Consider the following 19420-nt stretch of genomic DNA (forward strand, 5'->3'; position numbering starts at 1 on the left):
CTTTGGAGAAGATGGGCCTGGAATGCATAGCTGACGTGAGCAAACCGCCCCTACTGATCCGTGCGGTTGAGACCCATCTTGGTGTCATGGAAACGGACCGGGATAAGCCCGCTCCTCCAAGGAAGGAATGAACCATGAGCACCCCGCGCAAGAACAAGTTCTTTGCGACCCTCGACACTTTCGCCACCGTGTTCGGCAGTGCTGCCGCTGTGTCGGCTGCTGTCGAGGCTGGCCGGGCGCCCAAGGCGAAGCACCTTGAGACGCTGGGCATCGACCCGGTCGCGTTCCGCAACGTCGGCAAGATCTAAGGAGCGCCGCTCTCGGCCTTTATGGGCCGATATGTGAGGTTGCGGCTCCCTCCCGCCGTGGCTTTGCATCGATCTGCCGATAAGAAAAGCCCGGATGCCAGTTCTTCGCTGGCACCCGGGCTTTATTTTTCGTCGGGGAACTCAGTCTTCGTCGCTGGCCAATTGTCCGAGCACTTTGCCCTGCCCGCGCAGCCGCATCAGCAATGGCAGGCCGACCGCGATGATCGCCGCCAGATAGAGCACGATGGAGACAGGCGAGCTGAACAGGATCACCGGATCGCCCTGGCTGATGGCGAGGGCGCGGCGCAATTGTTGCTCGGCCATCGGCCCGAGGATCAGGCCGACCACGACTGGCGCAATGGGATAGCCAAAGCGGCGGAGCAGATAGCCGAGGATGCCGAAGGTCAGCAGCAGGACCAGTTCGAAGGAGATGCGCACCGGCCCGATGCCCATCGACATGGCCCCATTGGCGCCAAGCGTACCAAGCGTGGCGAAAACCAGGATGCCACCATAGAGCCAGGGCTTGGGAATGGTCAGCAGCTTCACCCATAGCCCGATCAGCGGCAGGTTGAGCACCAGCAGCATGAAATTGGCGACGAGCAGGCTGGCGATCAGGGCCCAGACCAGCGTAGCATTATTGGCGAACAGAAGAGGGCCGGGCTGGAGGCCGAATTGCTGAAAACCGGCCAGCATGATCGCCGCCGTTGCGGTGGTCGGCAGGCCGAGGGTCAACAGCGGAACCAGCGTACCGGCGGCGGATGCGTTATTGGCGGCTTCCGGCCCGGCCACGCCTTCGATGGCGCCATTGCCGAATTCCTCGGGATGCTTAGAGAAATTCTTCTCCGCGCTATAGGAGAGGAAGCTCGCTACATCGGCGCCGCCAGCCGGCATGGCGCCGATGGGAAAACCGATGGCAGTGCCGCGCAGCCAAGAGGCCCAGCTGCGCTTCCAGTCCTCGACGGTCATCCAGACGGAGCCCTTGACTGCCATGACCTGCGCTGCGACCTGTTCCCGGTCGGATGCAGTCTTGAGGGTTTCGCCGATGGCGAACAAGGCCACGGCAAGCGTGGTCACTTCGATGCCGTCGAGCAGATCCATGATGCCAAAGGCGAGGCGCGTCTGGCCCGATTGCAGGTCGATGCCAATGAGGCCGAGGCCGAGGCCGATAAACAGCGCCGTCAGCCCGCGCAGTGCGCTGTCGCCGAAGGCCGCCGAGACGGTGACAAAGGCCAACACCATCAGTGCGAAATAGTCGGCAGGACCAAAGGACAGCGCGAATTTCACCACGAAAGGCGCGATGAAGGCCAGGCCGAGCGTGGCGAGGAGGCCCGCGACGAACGAGCCGATGGCGGCCGTGGCGAGGGCGGGACCTCCCCTGCCCTTGCGGGCCATCTTGTTGCCCTCGAGCGCGGTGACGATGGAAGCGCTTTCGCCCGGCGTATTGAGCAGGATGGAGGTGGTGGAGCCGCCATACATGCCGCCGTAATAGATACCGGCGAACATGATCAGCGAGCCCGCAGGGTCGAGTTTGTAGGTGACCGGCAGCAGCAGGGCCACGGTCAGCGCCGGGCCGATGCCGGGCAATACGCCCACGGCGGTGCCCAGCGAAACCCCGATAAGCGCATAAATCAGGTTCTGCCATTGCAGCGCGGCCGCAAGGCCCTGGGCCAGAAGTTCGAACGTATTCATCAGAACGGACTCCCGGTGGTCAGCAACCGTTCAAGCATTCCGGTAGGAAGCGACAATTGCAGGCCCTTGGCGAAAATGAACCAGACGATGAAGGCGAAGACCGCGCCGATGGGAATGGTTTGCCAGAGCGGGCCGCGATCGAACGCCTTGGCGGTGAAGGCGAACAGCACACCGGTGGCAATGGAAAAGCCGGCGGTGGAGAGCAGCAAAATCTGAGCGACAAGTCCGCCAACGACCCAAAAAATCGGGCGGTAATCGTCCTTGCTGCGTTCGGGGAAGCCGTTACGCAGCGCCGAAACCACCGTTCCGATGGCCAGCAAGACCAGCCCCGAAGCGACAACGTAGGGAAAAACCGTCGGACCAACGCGCTGCTGGATCGGAGGCACGCGCATTTGGCTCGTTTGCCAGAAAATGATTATGGCGATGCCCGCAAGGATCGCCGCGATGACAAGCGCCGCCCCATCGGGGCGGCGCTGCGGGCCTGAAGACCCTGTCGTCATTGAACGAGGCCAATGTCTTTCAGGATCGTCTCGGTGGCGGCGATGTCGGCAGCGAGCTGGGCTTCGAAGGCTTCGCCGTCGAGATAGGTGTCGACCCAACCCTTGGTTTCAAGTGCAGTCTGCCAGGTGGCGGATTCGGCCATGGCCTTCACATCGGCGGTGATGGCGGCCTTTTGCTCGTCGGTGATGCCGGGGGCAGCAGCCACCATGCGCCAGTTCTGGACCGCGAGATCAACGCCGGCCTCAATCAGGGTCGGGCCATCGACGCCCGGCACGCGCTCATCGGACGACACCGCAATCAGCCGCAGCTCACCAGCTTCAATCTGCCCGGCAAATTCGCTGATGCCGGAAATGCCGACCGTCACCTGGCCGCCGAGAATGGCTGCAAGAGCTTCGCCACCGCCTGAATAGGCGATGTAATTGACCTGCGTAGGATCAACGCCGATCGTCTTGGCAATGAGGCCGGCCGTGATGTGGTCAACGCCACCGGCCGAACCACCAGCCCAGGACACCGCGCCAGTATTTTCCTTGAGCTTGGCGACAAGACCGTCAAGATCCTGGATGTCGGACGACGCCGGCACAACGATTGCCACGGCTTCGCCGGTCAGGCGGGCGATGGGCGTGACGTCGTCAAGAGTAACCGGCGAGGCATTGGTCAGGATGGCGCCGACCATCACGTAACCGCCCACGATCAGGGCGTTGGGGTTGCCGTTTTCTTGGGTGGCGAACTGCGCGAGACCGATCGTACCACCGGCGCCGGGAACGTTGGTCACCTGCACATTGCCGGAAATGCCTTCACCCACAAGGGCTTCCTGCATGGTACGGGCCGTCTGGTCCCAGCCGCCACCAGGCGCAGCAGGGGCGAGAATGGTGTAGTCGGCAGCAAGAGCAGGCATGGAGAGCGCGCTCGAAACCAGCGCGGCGAGAAGCAGCTTGTTCATAATTCCTCCCAAACAAGGCGAGCGTCATTGCACTCGTGAGGACAGCTTATGCACGCTCCCTGTCACCGTCCTGTCACCGCATGTTAAGCCACATTAACCTTTGGGGGTAGTCCTTCCGCTCAGCCATGGGACAGCAGGACCAGAGCCGGTCCCACCCCGGTGTCGAAGCCATCACCGATGAAGTCCCTAGGCTGATTTGGGGCGACGGTGACGGCGAAATGGCGGTCATTCCAGCTCCCGGTGATGGTACGGCCGGAAAGCACCTTGATGGAAAGCAGATCGAACCGTATCGCAATTGCGTCTGGTCAGACGCGGCGCGCCGAGCAATTCGTGGTCACGCGACCACCTTGATGCTCAGTCCGTTGGCAACTTCGCCCGCCGCGACATCGCCGCGCGGGCGCCCCATGCCGGCAGATAGATCGCCAAGCTCTTGGCAATGCCCATATGCCGGATTCACCTGGGCAATCCGGTGAGGGTGGCCACGCACAGACTTCCAGACGCATGATGGGGTTCTTAGGAAGACCGACCTGTTCGCGACTGCCCTTGTTGGGCACGGCGATCAGCTTGGCCTCAGTCTGATCGTTTGTCACGCAATCATCGCAATGCCAAGACGATTGTCGAGACTGGCCAGTGCGACGCGCATCTGCACCACAATTCAAAGTCAAGATCGGACAGGAATTCGCCGAACAGCAGAAGCAGCGGCTCGCGCACCAAGTCGCTGCTGCCGGTGGAAATTTTTCACCAGTTCCTGGCTTCAGCGGGGTCGCACCAGTACCCTGCCCCTGATCTCGCCGCGGAGGATCTGCGCTGCCTTTTCCGGCAAGTCAGCAAGCTCGACCTCTTCCACATTGACTTCATAGGCGGAGAAATCGAACAGCCCCGCCAACCGGCTCCAGGCCGCGATGCGCGCATCATAGGGCTGCATGACGCTATCGATCCCCAACAGGTTCACGCCCCGCAGCAGGAATGGCAGGACATTGGTATCGAGTTCGATGCCGGCGGCATTGCCGAGACTGGCGACCGAGCCGCCATAGGCGATCTGGCGGAGAAGTTTGCCTAAAATGGCGCCGCCCACGCAGTCGATGGCAGCCGCAAAGCGGGCCGGTTCCAGCGGCTTGTCCGGTTGGGCAAGAAATTCCGCCCGATCGAGAATAGCATTGGCGCCCAGACTTTGCAGCATGGCGGCGTGCTGCGGACGGCCGGACAGCGCCGTGACCGAAAAGCCCAGGCGATGTAGCAGAGCAGTTGCGATCGAGCCCACGCCACCGGCAGCGCCGGTAACCAGGACGTCTCCGCTCGGCGGCCTAACGCCAAGCGCTTCCAGGCGATTGATCGCGAGCATGGCCGTCAGGCCAGCCGTGCCAATCACCATGCTGTCACGCGCGGACAGGCCGTCCGGCAAGGGAACCAGCCAATCTGCCTGCACGCGCGCGCGGCTGGCATAGCCGCCCCAATGCGTTTCCCCGACACGCCAGCCAGTCAGCATGACGCTGTCGCCCGGTCGATAGCGGCTGTCACTGCTGTCGCAGACAATTCCTGAAAAGTCGATACCGGCGACGTGAGGATAGTTGCGCACCAGCCCACCCTGCCCAGTCAGGCACAGCGCATCCTTGTAATTGAGGCCCGCCCAGTCGACATCGACAACAACGTTTCCCTCGGGGAGACGGTCCTCACCCAGAATCTGCACCGATGAGACAATCCGGCCATCATCGGACTTCTCGGTCAACAGGGCCTGGAATGTCATGGTCTTTCCTCCTCGCGCATCAGCGCACTCTTGCAGAAAAGCGCGGGCGGAAGGAAGGCAGTTTTGGTGCTGGCCGACAGGAAGACGGTTGTTCCGCCTGGCCCCTACCGGAACATACCGGCGTCAACGATCGCCGAGGGAGAGAGGAACATGGCGTTCATGGCGCCCTTCTGGAAAATTGAGCGGCTGATATTTCCGGTGCCGCCCAGGCTCGACCAGCCATTGGGCCGCTGAAAGAAGGTCAGCATTGGACGGATGTCGCCCTGAATGCCAGCGCCGGTATAGAGTGCAATATCGGCCTCGCCATTGCCTTCGATCTGGGCATCGGGCATGCCGCAAAAGGTCAGGCCGAGTGGATTATCGGGACCGAGACGATAGCCGACAATACTGGCTCCGGAGGCATCGACGCCGATTTCAACCATCGACATTTCGGTGATGCGGTCAAGCAATGTACTTGGAAACCGGCTTTCATGCTCGGCCAGCAGATACATGCAGGCATTGAAAACCGCGTCGGCGACTGAGGTCAGATCGTTGAAGGCGAGTTCTGGCGGCAAGGCGCTGCGAGTGAGGAAATAATCTTCACCGGTGAGGATGTCATAGGTTTCTTCGGGGCCCATCGACACGACATAGCCCAGCACATTGGCATCCACGTTCCAGTTCACCAATTCGCGGACCATGAGGGAAATATCGTCGCGGCTGGCGCCAAGCACCGTGTCGAGACCGAACTGGGCCACGAGGCCATCGAGGGATTCGGCGGCGAAATACGGTGCGTGGAAACCGAGGATTGCCCCCGGCGCCACCATGCGGTCGTCATAGACGCCGATCCCGCCCTGGGTTGAATAACCGCTGCCCCCCAGAAAGGCGAAGGCGCAGGCAGAATAGCATTCTGCGTCTGGTTCAACGATCGAGGCAATACGCTTGTCGCGCAGGAATTGGGCGAACATGAGCCCCTCAACATAATTGCCGCCGGGGCTGTGCAGGCTGACAATGGCGCAATTGCCGCCTTCGGCGGGAAGCTGCTCGACGATGCAATGGACATTGGCTTCGAACAGGTCGCTGAGCCGCCCCACATCGCCTTCGGTGACCGGGCCTTCGAAGTGAAGATGCGGCACTGGATGGCTGGCCGAATAATAGCTTTCCACCAGCGTCACCTCGCCGGCATGGGCGGAAGTGGCGCAGATCAGCGCCAGGGCGGCAGCCAGGCAAAGGCGGGCAATGTTCATGAGCGCGCGGACCTCCCGATCATCGCCAGCAATCTAGCGCAGCTTTTTTTGCGCCGCATACCCTGTTCAGGGGCGGCTGATGGCGGCATTTGCCGCTAGAGCCAGGCCATGACTATGCCGCGGGCCAATAATCTCGTCCTTATTTTGCTGAGCAATGTCCTGCCGTTGCTGGGCGTATTGGTGGCTGGCTGGGACATCTACACCCTGCTCGTCTTCTACTGGCTGGAAAGCTGCGTCATCGCCTTCTGGACGGTGATGACCATCGCCTTTCACAAAGGCGAGGAAACCTGGACTTTCGACGGTTATGCGCGACGGACCGGCGGGCTGGCGAGCGCCGGAGCGGGATTCATCGCGGTCCATGCGGGTTTCTTCATGGCCATCCACCTGTTTCTGATGAGCGTACTATATGGCGGCGACTGGCCAGGACATCTCAAATCGCCGCAAATCTTCCTCGAGACCTTCCTGATGGGGCAAAATCTGTGGCCCATGCTGGCCTTAATCTTCCTGCATCGGGCGGCGATCTTTCTCGAAGATCGCAAGGCGGTCTCCGTCGCTCCGGTCATCGCCAGCCTCTATATGCGGATCGTGGTGATGCAGGTGGTCATCATCTTTGGCGCCTGGGGCGCCATGCTGCTCGGGAGCGGATGGTTCGGCCTCATCCTGCTGGTTGCCATGCGGGCCGCGCTCGACCTCTATTGGCCTGCCGTTCTAGCCTATGTGCTCGACAAGACCGGCAAGGCCGCAGCGCGCTAGGGCGCCGCAAAATTATTTCGGCACCCACACCGGCGGCGCCTCACGCCGCAGCGGCTCCATGCCGACAATATCCTCACCTCGGCGCATATGGATGTTCATGCGGAAGGAATTGCCGATCCGCTCCGAACGCTCGATGAAGAGCGCGGCGATCTCGGGCGGGCACAACGCCTCGACCGTCTCGCGGAACAGGCGCAGCCAGCGCATGAAATGGGCATCGGCCAGTTCCGGAATATCCATGTGCTTCGGCATGGGGCGACCGGTGTAGCGCCCGGTCCCGAGCAGCATGGAACTCCAAAAATCGGCAATCTTGTCGAGATGGGCCGGCCATTCCGCGTCGGGAATGATCCGGTTGAACACCGGGCCGATCACATCGTCGCGGCGGGCACGGGCATAAAATTCGTCCACAACGGCGCGGATCATGGTTTCGTCGAGACCTTCGGGCGTTTCCCAACCAATGCGCGTCAGGCGTGTACCGACGGGAGGACGATCTGGCTCAGTCATCTCTGGCAACCTTGATGGAATAGGTACAGCGGCGACCACCGGCTACGATATGCTCCTGCCGCTCGACCTCGGCGTCCGGACCGAGCACCGCGCGGAACACTTCCAGTTCGGCCCGGCAGAAGCCCTGGCAAGCTGTCGCGGCGGCGCAAATGGGGCAGTGATTTTCGATCAGGAGCAGTGAGCCGTCGGGCTGTTCGGTCCAGTCGGCCATATAGCCTTCCCGGCTGCGCAACTCGGCGAGAGCCGCCACGCGGCCCTGCAAATCCTTGGCCGGGGCAATCGCGGCTTCATAGGCCCGCCGGGTTTCGGCCTCGCGCACAGAAATGATGGCATCAAGGGCCGCATCGCCCAATTGGGCCTTCACAATGTCGAGCAATTGCACGGTCAGCGCCGCATGCGTATCGGGAAACCGCGATTGGGCCTGCGGAGCAAGGCTCCAGAACTGGGTTGGACGCCCGACCCCTGAGGCCGCGCTATGAACCTCCACCAACCCCTCTTCCGCGAGACGCACAAGCTGCTGTCGCGCCGCTTCGCCCGACGTGCCCAATTTCTCGCCCAGAGCCGAACAAGACAGACTGCCATGCATCTTGAGCGCCATGAGCACACGTTCGGCGGGATTGCGCGGCGACCACGCCGTGTTTTCCAAGCTGGAACTTGACATATCTGCTGAAAGAGTTTTCAAAGTCATTGCTTGGAAATTACATCGGATGGCTTTCCATGGCAAGTCATCCACCACCGGAGACCCCAAATGACCTTCTCCCTCCCCGCCCTGCCCTATTCCGCATCCGCGCTGGCCGACAACAGCATGAGCCAGGAAACGCTGGAACTGCATCATGGCAAGCATCATCAGGCCTATGTGACTGCGCTCAACGGTTTCGTTGAGAAAAACGCCGACCTGCAGGGCAAGTCACTGGAGGAGATCATCACCTTTGCCAATAGCAAGGCCGATCTGGCCCCCGTGTTCAACAATGCCGGCCAGCATTGGAACCATATACATTTCTGGCAGGCGCTGACGCCCAAGGGCGGCGCCCTTCCCGGCAAGCTCGAAGCCAAGATCATCGAGGATTTCGGCTCGGTTGATGCCTTCAAGGACAGCTTCAAGACTGCCGCGACCACTCAGTTCGGCTCCGGCTGGGCCTGGCTGGTGCTGGGTAATGACGGCAAGCTGAAGACGACCAAGACTCCGAACGGCTCGAACCCGCTGGCGACCGGCGAAGGCAAGGTATTGCTGGGCCTCGATGTGTGGGAACATTCCTACTATGTCGATTTCCGCAATCGCCGCCCCGATTATGTGAGCAATTTCCTGGACAAGTTGGCCAATTACGAATTTGCCGAAGCCAATCTGGCGTAATCCGCCCTTGGCGCCCATATCCGCGAAAGGATGGGCCTGCCCACGGGGCAGGCCTCGCTTCGTAAAGCATAAAAACCCTTTTGCGATGACGCGCATTGCCCGAATGGCGACTATACGCAATGACTAACCTCATGACCGACTTCGAGCTGCCCGACACGATGGCCCTTCGGCCACTTCGCCGTCACCCGGTGAACGACACCGAATTTCGCGCAGCCATGGCCGGATTGGCATCGAGCGTTCATATCGTCTCCGCGCAGCGTGGCGACGAGCGCGTCGGGCGCACAGTGACTTCGGTGTTTTCGCTATCGGCCCAGCCTCCGACTGTCCTGGTCTCTATCGACATTGTCAGTCGCCTGGCCGATGTCATCGCCAAGACCGGGGGTTTTTCGCTGGCCATGCTGGCCGAGGATCAGGCCGAAATCGCCAATGCCTTTGCCGGCCGCGTCCCGCTCGAGCGCCGTTTCGACTTCGGGCAATGGAGCACATGGCCATCCGGCCAGCCGCTGCTGGACGGTGCGGGAACCGTGCTGGATTGCGAAGTCATCGGATCGATGGAAACCGGCACGCATGTGCTGTTCGCGGGCGCCATCGTGGAGGTCGAGACCGACACGTCCCGCAGGCCGCTCGTCTGGCACCGCCGCCGCTATCACGGACTGACCGGGCTCGACTAAACGGCCTCAGGATGACAAACTAAATCGATACAGTCGGCGACGAATGGACCAGTTCGACATCTGGCCCTGACGACGAGGACGTTCATGCCGCGCTATTATTTCCATTACCGCACCGATGAGGAACTGATCCGCGACGACGTGGGCAGTGAGCATCCGGATCTGGGGGCAGCGGAGCGGAGGGCCGCCGAGATCGGCCGCGCCATCATTGATCGCATCGCCGGGGACGGTGGCGAGATGGACGCCCCGCGCTCCATCGAAATCACCGATGCGGCGGGCCATGACCTGCTCTACGTCGTCTTCTGGGCCGGGCCGAAAGCCGGGCCGGGACCGACCACGCCGGTCAGACCGGCGCGGGTGCATTAAGCGAAGGGTTGCGGGGGTCTATAAACGGCTAGAAAAACATGCCCGCCTGGGCGGTGACGGCAAAGCCAAAAATGAGCGCCGCGGCCAGGGCCGCGTAGGACGCATAGGTGGATAGTTTGCGCATGAACTGCACCTGCATTGGAACCGAGCAAAGACTACCAGACCAATAGACTTTAACAAGTTGTAAACGATCTGCTGCACCGGCCTGACGGAAACGCTTTGCCCGATTGTGGCGATTTTGTGAAATGGCATGCTCATCGGGCGGACAAACGGGACTTTGCAGTGAAGTGACTCCGTCATTGGTCCCAGCCTAGAATGAACCCGCGATTCAAGGGGGATGGCATGGCGGATGCGATGAAAGCCGAATTGCACACGGCGATCGATGCGGCAGGGACCGACGAGAGCCTGCGGCTTTTCCTCATGGAGGCCATTGCCGCGATCGACCCCGACGATCTTTCCCGGCAGGATCCCGAAACGCTGATTGGCGCCTTGCAGCGCAGCCACCAATTCCTGTTCGAGGGGACGCTTGAAAAAACCCGGATTTACGCCACAGCGCCCAACGCGCCGGGCGCCCCCCTGGTGCTCGACATCATTTGCCCCGACATGGCCTTCATCGTCGATAGCGCATTGGCCGCCTTGCGGGCCATGGGCGGGGAGGTCCAGTTATTCGCCCATCCGGTGGTGCATGTATCGCTGGGACGGGTGAGCGCGGCCGGCGGCCTGGCCATGAGCGTCCTGCATATTCACAGCGCCCCGGTGGCCGACGTCGAGGCGCTGGTGGCCGAGCTTGCGGCAACGCTGCAGGATGTCGCCTGGGCGACGCAGGACTGGCAGCCCATTCTGGAACGGGTGCAACACGGCATGGCGGGATTACAGGCCCATGCCCAGCGCCAGAATGAGGAAGCGCTGAATTTTCTCGACTGGCTGATTGCCCACAATTTCGCCTTTCTGGGCTTGCGCGAATATCGCCTCGATGGCGGGGTTCTGGCGCCCGTGCCGGGGTCGGGGCTCGGCATATTGCGCGACGACGATGTGAAAGTGGTCCGCAGCGGGGCCGAATATGTCGAAAGCACCCCGCAATTGGTGAGCTTTGCGGAAAGTGACGAGCCGCTGCTGGTGACCAAGGCGAACAGGCGCACCCGCGTCCACCGGCGGACACATATGGACTATGTGGGCATCAAGCTGTTTGACGACGCTGGTACGACGAAGGGCGAATTGCGCGTCGTCGGGCTTTATACGGCGCAGGCGCACTCCGCACCGCATATTGATGTGCCGATCGTGCGCAGGAAGATCGCCGAGGTGATGCGTCGTTCCGGCGTTGATCCGCTTGGCCATGCCGGCCGCACCTTGCTGAGCGCTCTCGATTCATATCCGCGCGATGAATTGTTTCAGATCGAAACCGGACAATTGGCCGAATTCGCCCATGCCATTGCCGGGCTCTATGACCGGCCGCGCGTAAGGGTTCTGCCACGCATCGACTGTTTCGACAATTTCGTCTCCATCCTCACCTATGTGCCGCGCGACCGCTATGACGGGACGGTACGGGCGCGGATTACCCGCTATCTGGCGGAGGTTTACGACGGGCGCGTTTCGGCCTTCTATCCGCATTTCCCCGAGGGAGAACTGGTGCGACTGCACGTCATTGTCGGCCGCAATGGCGGGGTCACTCCGCAACCGGACCGGCGGGAACTGGAAGCTGCCGTCGAGGCACTGACCCGCGACTTTTCAGACATGCTGGCCGCCGCCGCATCTGAGCCGGGACTGATCAGCGATTGGCGGCAGGCATTTTCGCCGGCCTATCAAAGCCGCAGCGGCGTAAACGAGGCCCTGCAGGACATTGCAATATTCGCGGGGCTGGAAGAAGATGGTGTCGGGCTGCGGCTGGGAACGGCGCCGGATGGCGGGCTGAGCCTCAGGGTCTATCACGAAGGTACCGCCATTCCCCTCAGCGACCGCGTACCGGTGTTGGAGGCTTTCGGTTTCCGGGTCATCGACGAACGGACCCATGTCCTGGTGCCGCGCGATGGCGTCGAACGTTATCTCCATGACATGGTGCTCGATGTCGGCGAGGAAGACGACAATGCCGTTCTGGAGCGCGCGACCTCCATTGAAGCCGGGCTGGCAGCGGTCTGGCGGGGCGACGCCGAAAGCGACCGGCTCAACAGCCTCGTGACGTTTACGGAACTCGACTGGAGCCAGGCCGCCTTGCTGCGGGCCCTGTCCCGCTATCTGCGGCAGATCGGCATTTCCTATTCGCAGCGCTATCTCGCTCAGGTGCTGGTGACGCAGCGTGCAGCGGCTCAGGCGCTCGTGGCCTTGTTCGAGGCCCTGCACAATCCGGGGCTCAGCGACGGACCGCAAAGGGCCGATGCGGAGCGGGCGGCGATCGCGGCGGAACTGGAGAAGATTTCTTCGCTCGATGAAGACAATATCGTCCGCCGCTTCCAGAACCTGATCGAAGCCTCGCTGCGCACCAATAATTGGCAGCGCGATGCCCGTGGAGCCAAGCGACCAGCACTGGCGATCAAGTTCGACAGCCACAAGATCGAGGGTATGGCGGAGCCCCGCCCCTATAGGGAAATCTCGGTCTATTCACCGCGGATCGAAGGCGTGCATCTGCGGTTCGGCGCCATCGCGCGCGGCGGTCTGCGCTGGTCGGACCGGCCGGAAGATTTTCGCACTGAAGTGCTGGGCCTGGTCAAGGCACAACAGGTCAAGAACGCGGTGATCGTGCCGGTGGGTGCCAAGGGCGGCTTCGTGCCCAAGCATGTATCGACTGGCATGCCGCGCGATGCCTATATCGCCGAAGGCACGGAAAGCTACAGGATCTTCATCGGCGCGCTGCTCGATGTCACGGACAATCTGGTGGACAATATCGTCCTGCCGCCCGACAATTTGGTGCGGCGCGACGGCGACGATCCCTATCTGGTCGTTGCAGCCGACAAGGGCACCGCCAGTTTTTCCGATCTCGCCAATAGCATTGCGATAGAGCGCGGTTTCTGGTTGGGCGACGCCTTCGCGTCCGGCGGTTCGGCGGGCTATGACCACAAGAAAATGGCCATCACCGCGCGCGGCGCCTGGGAGGCGGTAAAGCGGCATTTTCGCGAAATGGACCGCGACATTCAGGCCGAAGCCTTTACCGTGGCGGGCGTCGGCGACATGAGCGGCGACGTCTTCGGCAACGGCATGCTGTTGTCCCCGCAAATCCGGCTGGTCGCGGCTTTCGACCATCGGGACATCTTCATCGATCCCGCCCCGGACGCAGCGGTCAGCTTTGCCGAGCGCCAGCGACTTTTCGCCCTGCCCCGCTCAAGCTGGCAGGACTTTGACAAAACCCTGATCTCCAAAGGCGGCGGGGTGTTTTCCCGGTCGCTCAAATCCATTCCGCTGAGCGCGGAAATCAAGTCCTTGCTCGGCGTCGACCAAGATACCGTCACGCCGGCGGAAGTCATGAAAGCCATTCTCACCGCGCCCGTAGATCTTTTGTGGTTCGGCGGCATCGGCACCTACATCAAGGCCGAGGCCGAAGACCACGCGGCAGTGGGAGACCGCGCCAATGATGCGATCCGGGTCAATGGCGAAGACGTCCGGGCTAAGGTGGTCGGTGAAGGCGCCAATCTGGGCGTCAGCCAAAGGGGACGCATCGCCTATGCGCGGACGGGCGGGCGGATCGACACCGATGCCATCGACAATTCGGCAGGGGTCAATTCCTCCGACCTTGAAGTCAATATCAAGATCGCACTGGCGCCAGTTCTTGCGTCCGGGCAATTGGAGATGGCGGCGCGCAATGACTTTCTCGCCGCAATGACCGACGCCCTGGCGACCCTCTGCCTGCGCAACAATTATCTGCAAAGCCTGGCGTTGTCGCTGGCCGAACGGGCAGGCGTCGCCGAACTGCCCGATCACCGGGTGCTGATCGAGGGGCTCGAAGCGCGCGGTCTGCTCGACCGGCGGATAGAATTTCTTCCCAACGACGCCGCGCTCGACCAGCTTTCGTCTTCGGGGAAGGGGCTGACCCGGCCCGAACTGGCGGTGATCCTCGCCTATGCTAAGTTGACCCTGTTCGACGATCTCCTTGCGGGGAGCGCCATAGATGACCCCTATCTGGCCGGCGAATTGTTCCGCTATTTCCCCGAGGCCCTGCACGACGCCTTTCCAGAAGCTGTGGAGGGGCACCGCCTGCGGCGTGAAATCATCGCCACGGTGCTCACCAATGCCATGATCAATCGCGGCGGGCCGGCTTTCGTCTCCGAGCTGACGGCAGCAACCAGCGCAAGCCCGGGCGAAGTGGCTCTGGCCTTTGCTGCGGTGCGCGATTCCTATGGGTTGAAGGCGCTCAATGCCGCCATCGATGGGCTGGACGGCAAGGTGCCCGGCGTTGTGCAATTAGAGCTCTACGGCGAGGTGGAGGCGTTGTTGCGCCAGCAATCGCTGTGGTTCCTGCGCAATACCGCGATCCGCGACGGCCTGGCCGGATTGATCGAAAGGCATCGTGACGGCGTGGAGAAGCTGAGCAAGGCCCGGGGACTTCTCCCACCCGAGCAAGGCGCCGAACTCACTCGCCGGATTGACGCGCTCAAGGGCCGGGGCGTGCCGAGCGAACTGGCGCGGCTGGTGGGGGAATTGCCGTTTCTCGGACATAGCAGCGATATCGTGCTGGTCGCCGAGCGTTCGGGGGCTGAGCTTGAAACTGCCGCCCGCGCCTATTTCGGTGTAGCGGGCCTCTTCGACCTCTTCCGCATCATTGCCGGTGGCCGCGCCATCATGCTGAGCGACCGCTTCGAGCGCATGGCGCTGGACCGCGCCATGGCCAATGTCATGCGCGCCCTGCGCGATCTCGCCAGTGACGCGCTGGCTGCGGGATCGATCGAGGATTTCGTAGCGCAGAGATCGCTGGAAGTATCGCGCACAATGGCGTCGGTGAAGATGCTGACCGAAGGCGAATTGACCGTGTCGCGACTAAGCGTGGCGGCCGGCCTTCTGACCGACCTGGCGCGGGAGACGTGAGAGCCTAACCGAAAGTCGGCCTTGTACGGAAATGCCAGTTGGCAAATGTGAAGGTCTCGAAAAGGATGACGTCCATGACCCACCTGCCCCAATGGCTCGCTGCCGAAACGGACGACCGGAACCTTGCCGGCGCGATTGTCTCCATGGCGGCGGCGAGCGCCGAAATCGCCGCCATCTTGCGCGCCGCCCCCATTGAGGGCCAAACGGGCCTGGCCGGCGCCACCAATGTACAGGGCGAGGCGCAAAAGGCGCTCGACGTGATCTCGAACGATATTGTTTTGAAGCATTTACGGGCAAATCCGGCAATTTCGATTCTGGTTTCCGAAGAGCTGGATGAAGCCGTTGAAATGTCGAGTCAGGGCACGGTGATAGTGGCGACCGACCCGCTCGATGGGTCTTCAAACCTGGATGTAAACGTCACCGTAGGCACGATTTTTTCCATTCTCCCCACCCATGGCGGTGTCTTGCAGAAGGGCGAGGCGCAATTGGCCGCCGGCTATGTCGCGTATGGCCCCGCCACCAGCCTTGTGGTGCGGATAAAGGGCGCGACCAGCGTTTTCACGCTGGCCCAGGATGGCCAATGGCGGCTCAACCTTGCCGAAGCGAAAGTCCCGGCAGCGTCCGGCGAATTTGCCATCAACACCGCGCGCGAACGGTTCTGGGACGCGGCGACTCGAAACTATGTGAGCGAGAATATTGCCGGCGAAACCGGAGCCGCCGGCAAGCGCTACAATATGCGCTGGGTAGGATCGATGGTTGCCGACATTCACCGCATCCTCATGCGCGGCGGCATTTTTCTCTATCCACTCGACAGCGAAACCGTCGGCAAGGGCGGACGGCTGCGCCTCTTGTATGAAGCCAATCCTATGGCCTGGCTGATGGCAGGGGCCGGCGGGAAATCCACCACTGGACGGCAGGATATTCTGACGGTGGAGCCGACGGATATCCACCAAAGGGTGCCGGTGATCATGGGATCGGCCGACGAAGTGCAACGGGTCGAAAACTGGTACGCAAAAGCGTAACTTCACCACGGCATCCCTGGCCCCTCGGAGGGTTTGCAACACTCGAACCCATTGGCTAGAACGCTTCCGACAGAGCGGGGACTTGGACCCCGGATGGGAGCCACGATGAGCCACGCCGATTTTTCCCTGCCCAAGACCAATGCCGCGCCCTGGCAGAACCGGCCATTCCATCGGCAATATCTGATGCGGCAGGCCAACAATCTGTTCGACTTCTTCGAAGCCGCCTCCATCAATCCCCGGGGCGGATTTTACGAGCTTAGCGACGACGGCGCGCCGCTGACCCCAGTCAACGCCACGCGGCAAATTCACGTCACGGCCCGCATGATCCATTGCGCCGTGATCGGGAGCCTGCTCGGGCGGCCGGGATCGGACGAAGTGATCGATCACGGCATGCGCTATCTGTGGGAAAAGCACCGGGATGCGCGGCACGGCGGCTATGTCTGGTCACTGGACGACAATGGTCATGTGGATGCCAGCAAACAGGCCTATGGCCACGCTTTCGTGCTGCTGGCCGGGTCAAGCGCCAAACTGGTCAACCATCCCTTGGCCGACCGGGTGATTGCTGATGCGACCGAGGTGATCGAAACACGTTTCTGGGACAAGAAAATAGGCGCGGTGCGCGAGGAATTCGCCAATGATTGGGGCCAGATCAGCACCTATCGCGGGCAGAATTCCAATATGCATCTCACCGAGGCGCTGATGGCCGCCTATGAGGTCACGGGGCAGGAAGACTATATCAAGAAGGCGACGAAAATCGCCGACCTGATCATAAGGCGCAATGCCACCAAGCTCGATCATCGCGTCGCCGAGCATTTCCACGAGGACTGGAGCCTCGACAAGGACTTTGCCGGCTCCGAAATGTTCCGCCCATCGGGCACGACGCCGGGCCACGCGCTGGAATGGTCACGGCTCTTGTTTCAGCTCTTCGTGCTGGGCCACAAGGAGCATGGCTGGATGACCGAAGCCGCGCGCGGTCTTTTCCGCCAGGCCATCGAACTGGGATGGGACAAGGTCCATGGGGGCCTGTTCTATACGCTGGACTGGAACAACCAGCCGATCATGCGGGAAAAGCTGTGGTGGCCGGTGGCCGAAGCCATCGGCGCGGCGGCCTTTATCGGCGCCTATGACAAGGACGCCTATTACCAGCATTGGTATCGTAAACTCTGGGACTTCGCTGAAAACCACGTCATCGACCATTCGCGCGGCGGCTGGATCAGCGAACTCAAGGAAGACCTGACCCCGACGTCCCGACTGTTCGTGGGCAAGCCCGACATCTATCACGCGCTGCAAGCCTGCCTCATTCCGCTCTATCCGCCGAGCGGCAGCCTGACGCGGGCGATCATTGAAGGCGATGGATTGGCGCCGCACTACTGAAGCGGTGAGGTGGTGCTGATTGGCGGCAGGATCACCGATCCGGATCGAACCGGACAGAGCTTGCCGAGATAAGGCGTTTGGCGAAAATCCTTGCTGCAAGGGAGTGTTGCCTGCACAAGGCGCCCGGCGTACATCACCGGCACCTTCCATCAACGGTGAACCAGCCATGACCGCCCTGCCCGCTCAATTGTCGCGCCTCATCGTCGAGCGGGCGGTTGCCGCCGCGCTGGAAGAAGATTTGGGTCTGGTCGGAGACCTCACCAGCCAGGCAACATTGGCGCCGGAGGCCTGGGCAGAGGCGACCCTTTCGGCGCGCGAACCGGGAATTATCGCCGGGCTGGACCTGGCCGCCGCCGCGTTCCGGCTGGTCGGCGACGGCGTAATCTTCGACCCGCAGGTCAAGGACGGCGAGCGGGTCGAGATCGGTGGCGTGGTCGCCCACATTGCGGGGCCGGCACGACTGGTCATGTCGGGCGAACGGGTCGCACTCAATTTTCTCAATCACCTGAGCGGCATAGCAACTCTGACCCGGCTCTATGCCGACGCCGTCGACGGCACGGGCGCACGCATCTGCGACACCCGCAAGACCACGCCGGGCCTGCGCGCTTTCGAGAAATATGCGGTGCGCTGTGGCGGTGGTGTCAACCACCGCTATGCGCTCAACGACGCAATCCTGATCAAGGATAATCATATCGCCGTCGCCGGCGGCGTCGGCGCGGCCTACAAGGCAGCGGAAGCCTTTGCGGGGCATCTCGTGTCCATCGAAATTGAGGTGACAACGCTGGCCGAACTCGCGGAAGCGCTGGAAGCGGGCGCGCGGATCGTGCTGCTCGACAATATGGACAATGACCTGCTCCGGCAGGCCGTGGCGCTTAATGCGGGCCGGGCGCGGCTCGAAGCATCGGGCGGGGTCAAGCTGGACCGGGTGCGCTCGATCGGGGAAACCGGCGTCAATTACATTTCCACCAGCCAGATCACCATGGGGGCCAAGCCGCTCGATCTGGGGCTGGACGTCATTATCGGCGCGGCCAAATGAACCGCTCTCCCGCCCTGCCCCTGACCGATCATGCCGTTGAAGCGGCAATCGCGGCGGCGGCTTTGATCTGCAACGTCTATCATCGTCCCATTCATGTGACGACCAAGGACGATGGCTCCCCGGTGACGGAGGCCGACGCAGCAGCGGAAGCGGTGATCATCGACCACCTGCGACAAACCGGCCTGCCGGTTCTGGGTGAAGAAAGCGTCGCGGCCGGGATCATCCCGAAATTGGGCGAGCGTTATTTCGTCGTTGATCCGCTGGATGGGACCAAGGAATTCATCAAGCGCAACGGTGAATTCACCGTCAATATCGGGCTTGTCGATCATGGCCGCCCGGTCATGGGCGTGGTGCTGGCGCCCGCAACGGGCGAATTGTTCGTCGGCGACGCCGCCGGTGCCTGGACGGCGAGGATCGATGGCGGCGCCGTGACTGACCGGCGGGCGATCAAGGTCGGCTGGCTGCCGCGCCTGCGGATCGTCGCCAGCCGCAGCCACGGCCATGCCGCGCTGGAACAACTTAGCCGGACGCTCGATGTCGAAAAGGACATATCGGTCGGCTCATCGCTGAAATTCTGTCTGCTCGCGCGCGGTGATGCGCAGCTTTACCCTCGTTTTACGCCAACCTGCGAATGGGACACCGCCGCCGGCCAAGCCGTGCTTGAAGCGGCGGGTGGCGCCGTGGTGACGCTGGATGGGGAGGCCATGCGCTACGGCAAAGGGGAATTCCAATTCCTCAACCCCTATTTCGTGGCTGCCGCAAGCCTCGATCTCGCGCAAAAGGCCGCGGCGGAAATGCGCAGCCTGCTCGGCTAAGCGCCTTTGTCACATCAGCCTTGCACAAAAGCGGATCACAGCGGGCCGGAAAACACATCAGATTGCGATCTGCAATCAAAGCTTAACTGATCTGCGCGCTACTTATCAGCGTATCTCTTGCG

Annotated in this window: 17 protein-coding genes; 10 read left to right on the forward strand and 7 right to left on the reverse strand. The window is 62.0% G+C overall.

The genetic code is table 11. The features are described from left to right. Positions 1-134: 134 nt before the first annotated feature. The gene (locus H0482_RS10905; protein WP_193730084.1) at positions 135-308 is read left to right on the forward strand and encodes a hypothetical protein; all 174 of its coding nucleotides are present in this window, start codon (positions 135-137) and stop codon (positions 306-308) included. A gap of 141 nt (positions 309-449) precedes the next feature. On the opposite strand, the gene H0482_RS10910 is transcribed toward H0482_RS10905, so the two are convergent. From H0482_RS10910 to H0482_RS10930, 5 genes are all read right to left on the reverse strand, one after another. After that, positions 450-1997: a tripartite tricarboxylate transporter permease gene (locus H0482_RS10910; RefSeq protein ID WP_193730085.1), complete on the reverse strand. Its 1548-nt coding sequence runs from the start codon at positions 1995-1997 to the stop codon at positions 450-452. Further along, positions 1997-2497: a tripartite tricarboxylate transporter TctB family protein gene (locus H0482_RS10915; RefSeq protein ID WP_193730086.1), complete on the reverse strand. Its 501-nt coding sequence runs from the start codon at positions 2495-2497 to the stop codon at positions 1997-1999. Before H0482_RS10915 ends, H0482_RS10910 begins: the two co-directional genes overlap by 1 nt. Beyond that, on the reverse strand, positions 2494-3438 hold the full coding sequence (locus H0482_RS10920; protein WP_193730087.1) for a Bug family tripartite tricarboxylate transporter substrate binding protein: 945 nt from the start codon (positions 3436-3438) through the stop codon (positions 2494-2496). Before H0482_RS10920 ends, H0482_RS10915 begins: the two co-directional genes overlap by 4 nt. Before the next feature lie 754 nt (positions 3439-4192). Beyond that, positions 4193-5182, reverse strand: a complete 990-nt coding sequence (locus H0482_RS10925) for an acrylyl-CoA reductase family protein (RefSeq protein ID WP_193730088.1) — start codon at positions 5180-5182, stop codon at positions 4193-4195. Positions 5183-5286: 104 nt separating this feature from the next. Further along, positions 5287-6405, reverse strand: a complete 1119-nt coding sequence (locus tag H0482_RS10930) for a hypothetical protein (RefSeq protein ID WP_193730089.1) — start codon at positions 6403-6405, stop codon at positions 5287-5289. A 108-nt stretch (positions 6406-6513) separates the two neighbouring features. Here H0482_RS10930 and H0482_RS10935 point away from each other — a divergent pair, with 108 nt between their 5' ends. Next, a complete protein-coding gene (locus H0482_RS10935) occupies positions 6514-7158 on the forward strand; it encodes a DUF6498-containing protein (protein WP_193730090.1) in 645 nt (214 codons plus the stop codon). Between the two features lie 12 nt (positions 7159-7170). Here H0482_RS10935 and H0482_RS10940 read toward each other — a convergent pair whose 3' ends face one another. Together H0482_RS10940 and H0482_RS10945 are read right to left on the reverse strand one after the other, a co-directional pair. Further along, positions 7171-7659 (reverse strand): group III truncated hemoglobin, encoded by a 489-nt coding sequence (locus H0482_RS10940; protein WP_193730091.1) that lies wholly within the window; start codon positions 7657-7659, stop codon positions 7171-7173. After that, on the reverse strand, positions 7652-8320 hold the full coding sequence (locus H0482_RS10945) for a helix-turn-helix transcriptional regulator (protein ID WP_193730092.1): 669 nt from the start codon (positions 8318-8320) through the stop codon (positions 7652-7654). The genes H0482_RS10940 and H0482_RS10945 overlap by 8 nt, the downstream gene beginning before the upstream one ends. Positions 8321-8407: 87 nt before the next feature. On the opposite strand from H0482_RS10945, the gene H0482_RS10950 reads away from it, so the two are divergent. The 8 genes from H0482_RS10950 (at position 8408) to cysQ (ending at position 19298) form a co-directional block, all read left to right on the forward strand. Beyond that, positions 8408-9010: a superoxide dismutase gene (locus H0482_RS10950; protein ID WP_193730093.1), complete on the forward strand. Its 603-nt coding sequence runs from the start codon at positions 8408-8410 to the stop codon at positions 9008-9010. Between the two features lie 131 nt (positions 9011-9141). Beyond that, a complete protein-coding gene (locus H0482_RS10955; protein ID WP_230989586.1) occupies positions 9142-9681 on the forward strand; it encodes a flavin reductase family protein in 540 nt (179 codons plus the stop codon). A gap of 84 nt (positions 9682-9765) precedes the next feature. Beyond that, a complete protein-coding gene (locus H0482_RS10960) occupies positions 9766-10044 on the forward strand; it encodes a DUF6894 family protein (RefSeq protein WP_193730094.1) in 279 nt (92 codons plus the stop codon). A 342-nt stretch (positions 10045-10386) separates the two neighbouring features. Then, positions 10387-15051, forward strand: coding sequence for an NAD-glutamate dehydrogenase (locus H0482_RS10965; RefSeq protein ID WP_230989587.1), 4665 nt, complete (start codon positions 10387-10389; stop codon positions 15049-15051). Between the two features lie 74 nt (positions 15052-15125). Beyond that, a complete protein-coding gene (locus tag H0482_RS10970; protein ID WP_210319150.1) occupies positions 15126-16073 on the forward strand; it encodes a class 1 fructose-bisphosphatase in 948 nt (315 codons plus the stop codon). 105 nt (positions 16074-16178) lie between these two features. Further along, a complete protein-coding gene (locus H0482_RS10975; RefSeq protein ID WP_193730096.1) occupies positions 16179-17447 on the forward strand; it encodes an AGE family epimerase/isomerase in 1269 nt (422 codons plus the stop codon). Positions 17448-17613: 166 nt separating this feature from the next. Beyond that, positions 17614-18483 carry a carboxylating nicotinate-nucleotide diphosphorylase gene (gene nadC / locus H0482_RS10980; RefSeq protein ID WP_193730097.1) on the forward strand — a complete coding sequence of 290 codons (870 nt, stop codon included), beginning with the start codon at positions 17614-17616 and terminating at the stop codon, positions 18481-18483. Next, positions 18480-19298 (forward strand): 3'(2'),5'-bisphosphate nucleotidase CysQ, encoded by an 819-nt coding sequence (gene cysQ, locus H0482_RS10985; RefSeq protein ID WP_193730098.1) that lies wholly within the window; start codon positions 18480-18482, stop codon positions 19296-19298. The genes nadC and cysQ overlap by 4 nt, the downstream gene beginning before the upstream one ends. Positions 19299-19420 lie beyond the last annotated feature (122 nt).

It is taken from the genome of Devosia faecipullorum, assembly GCF_015158295.1.
GTDB lineage: Bacteria > Pseudomonadota > Alphaproteobacteria > Rhizobiales > Devosiaceae > Devosia > Devosia faecipullorum.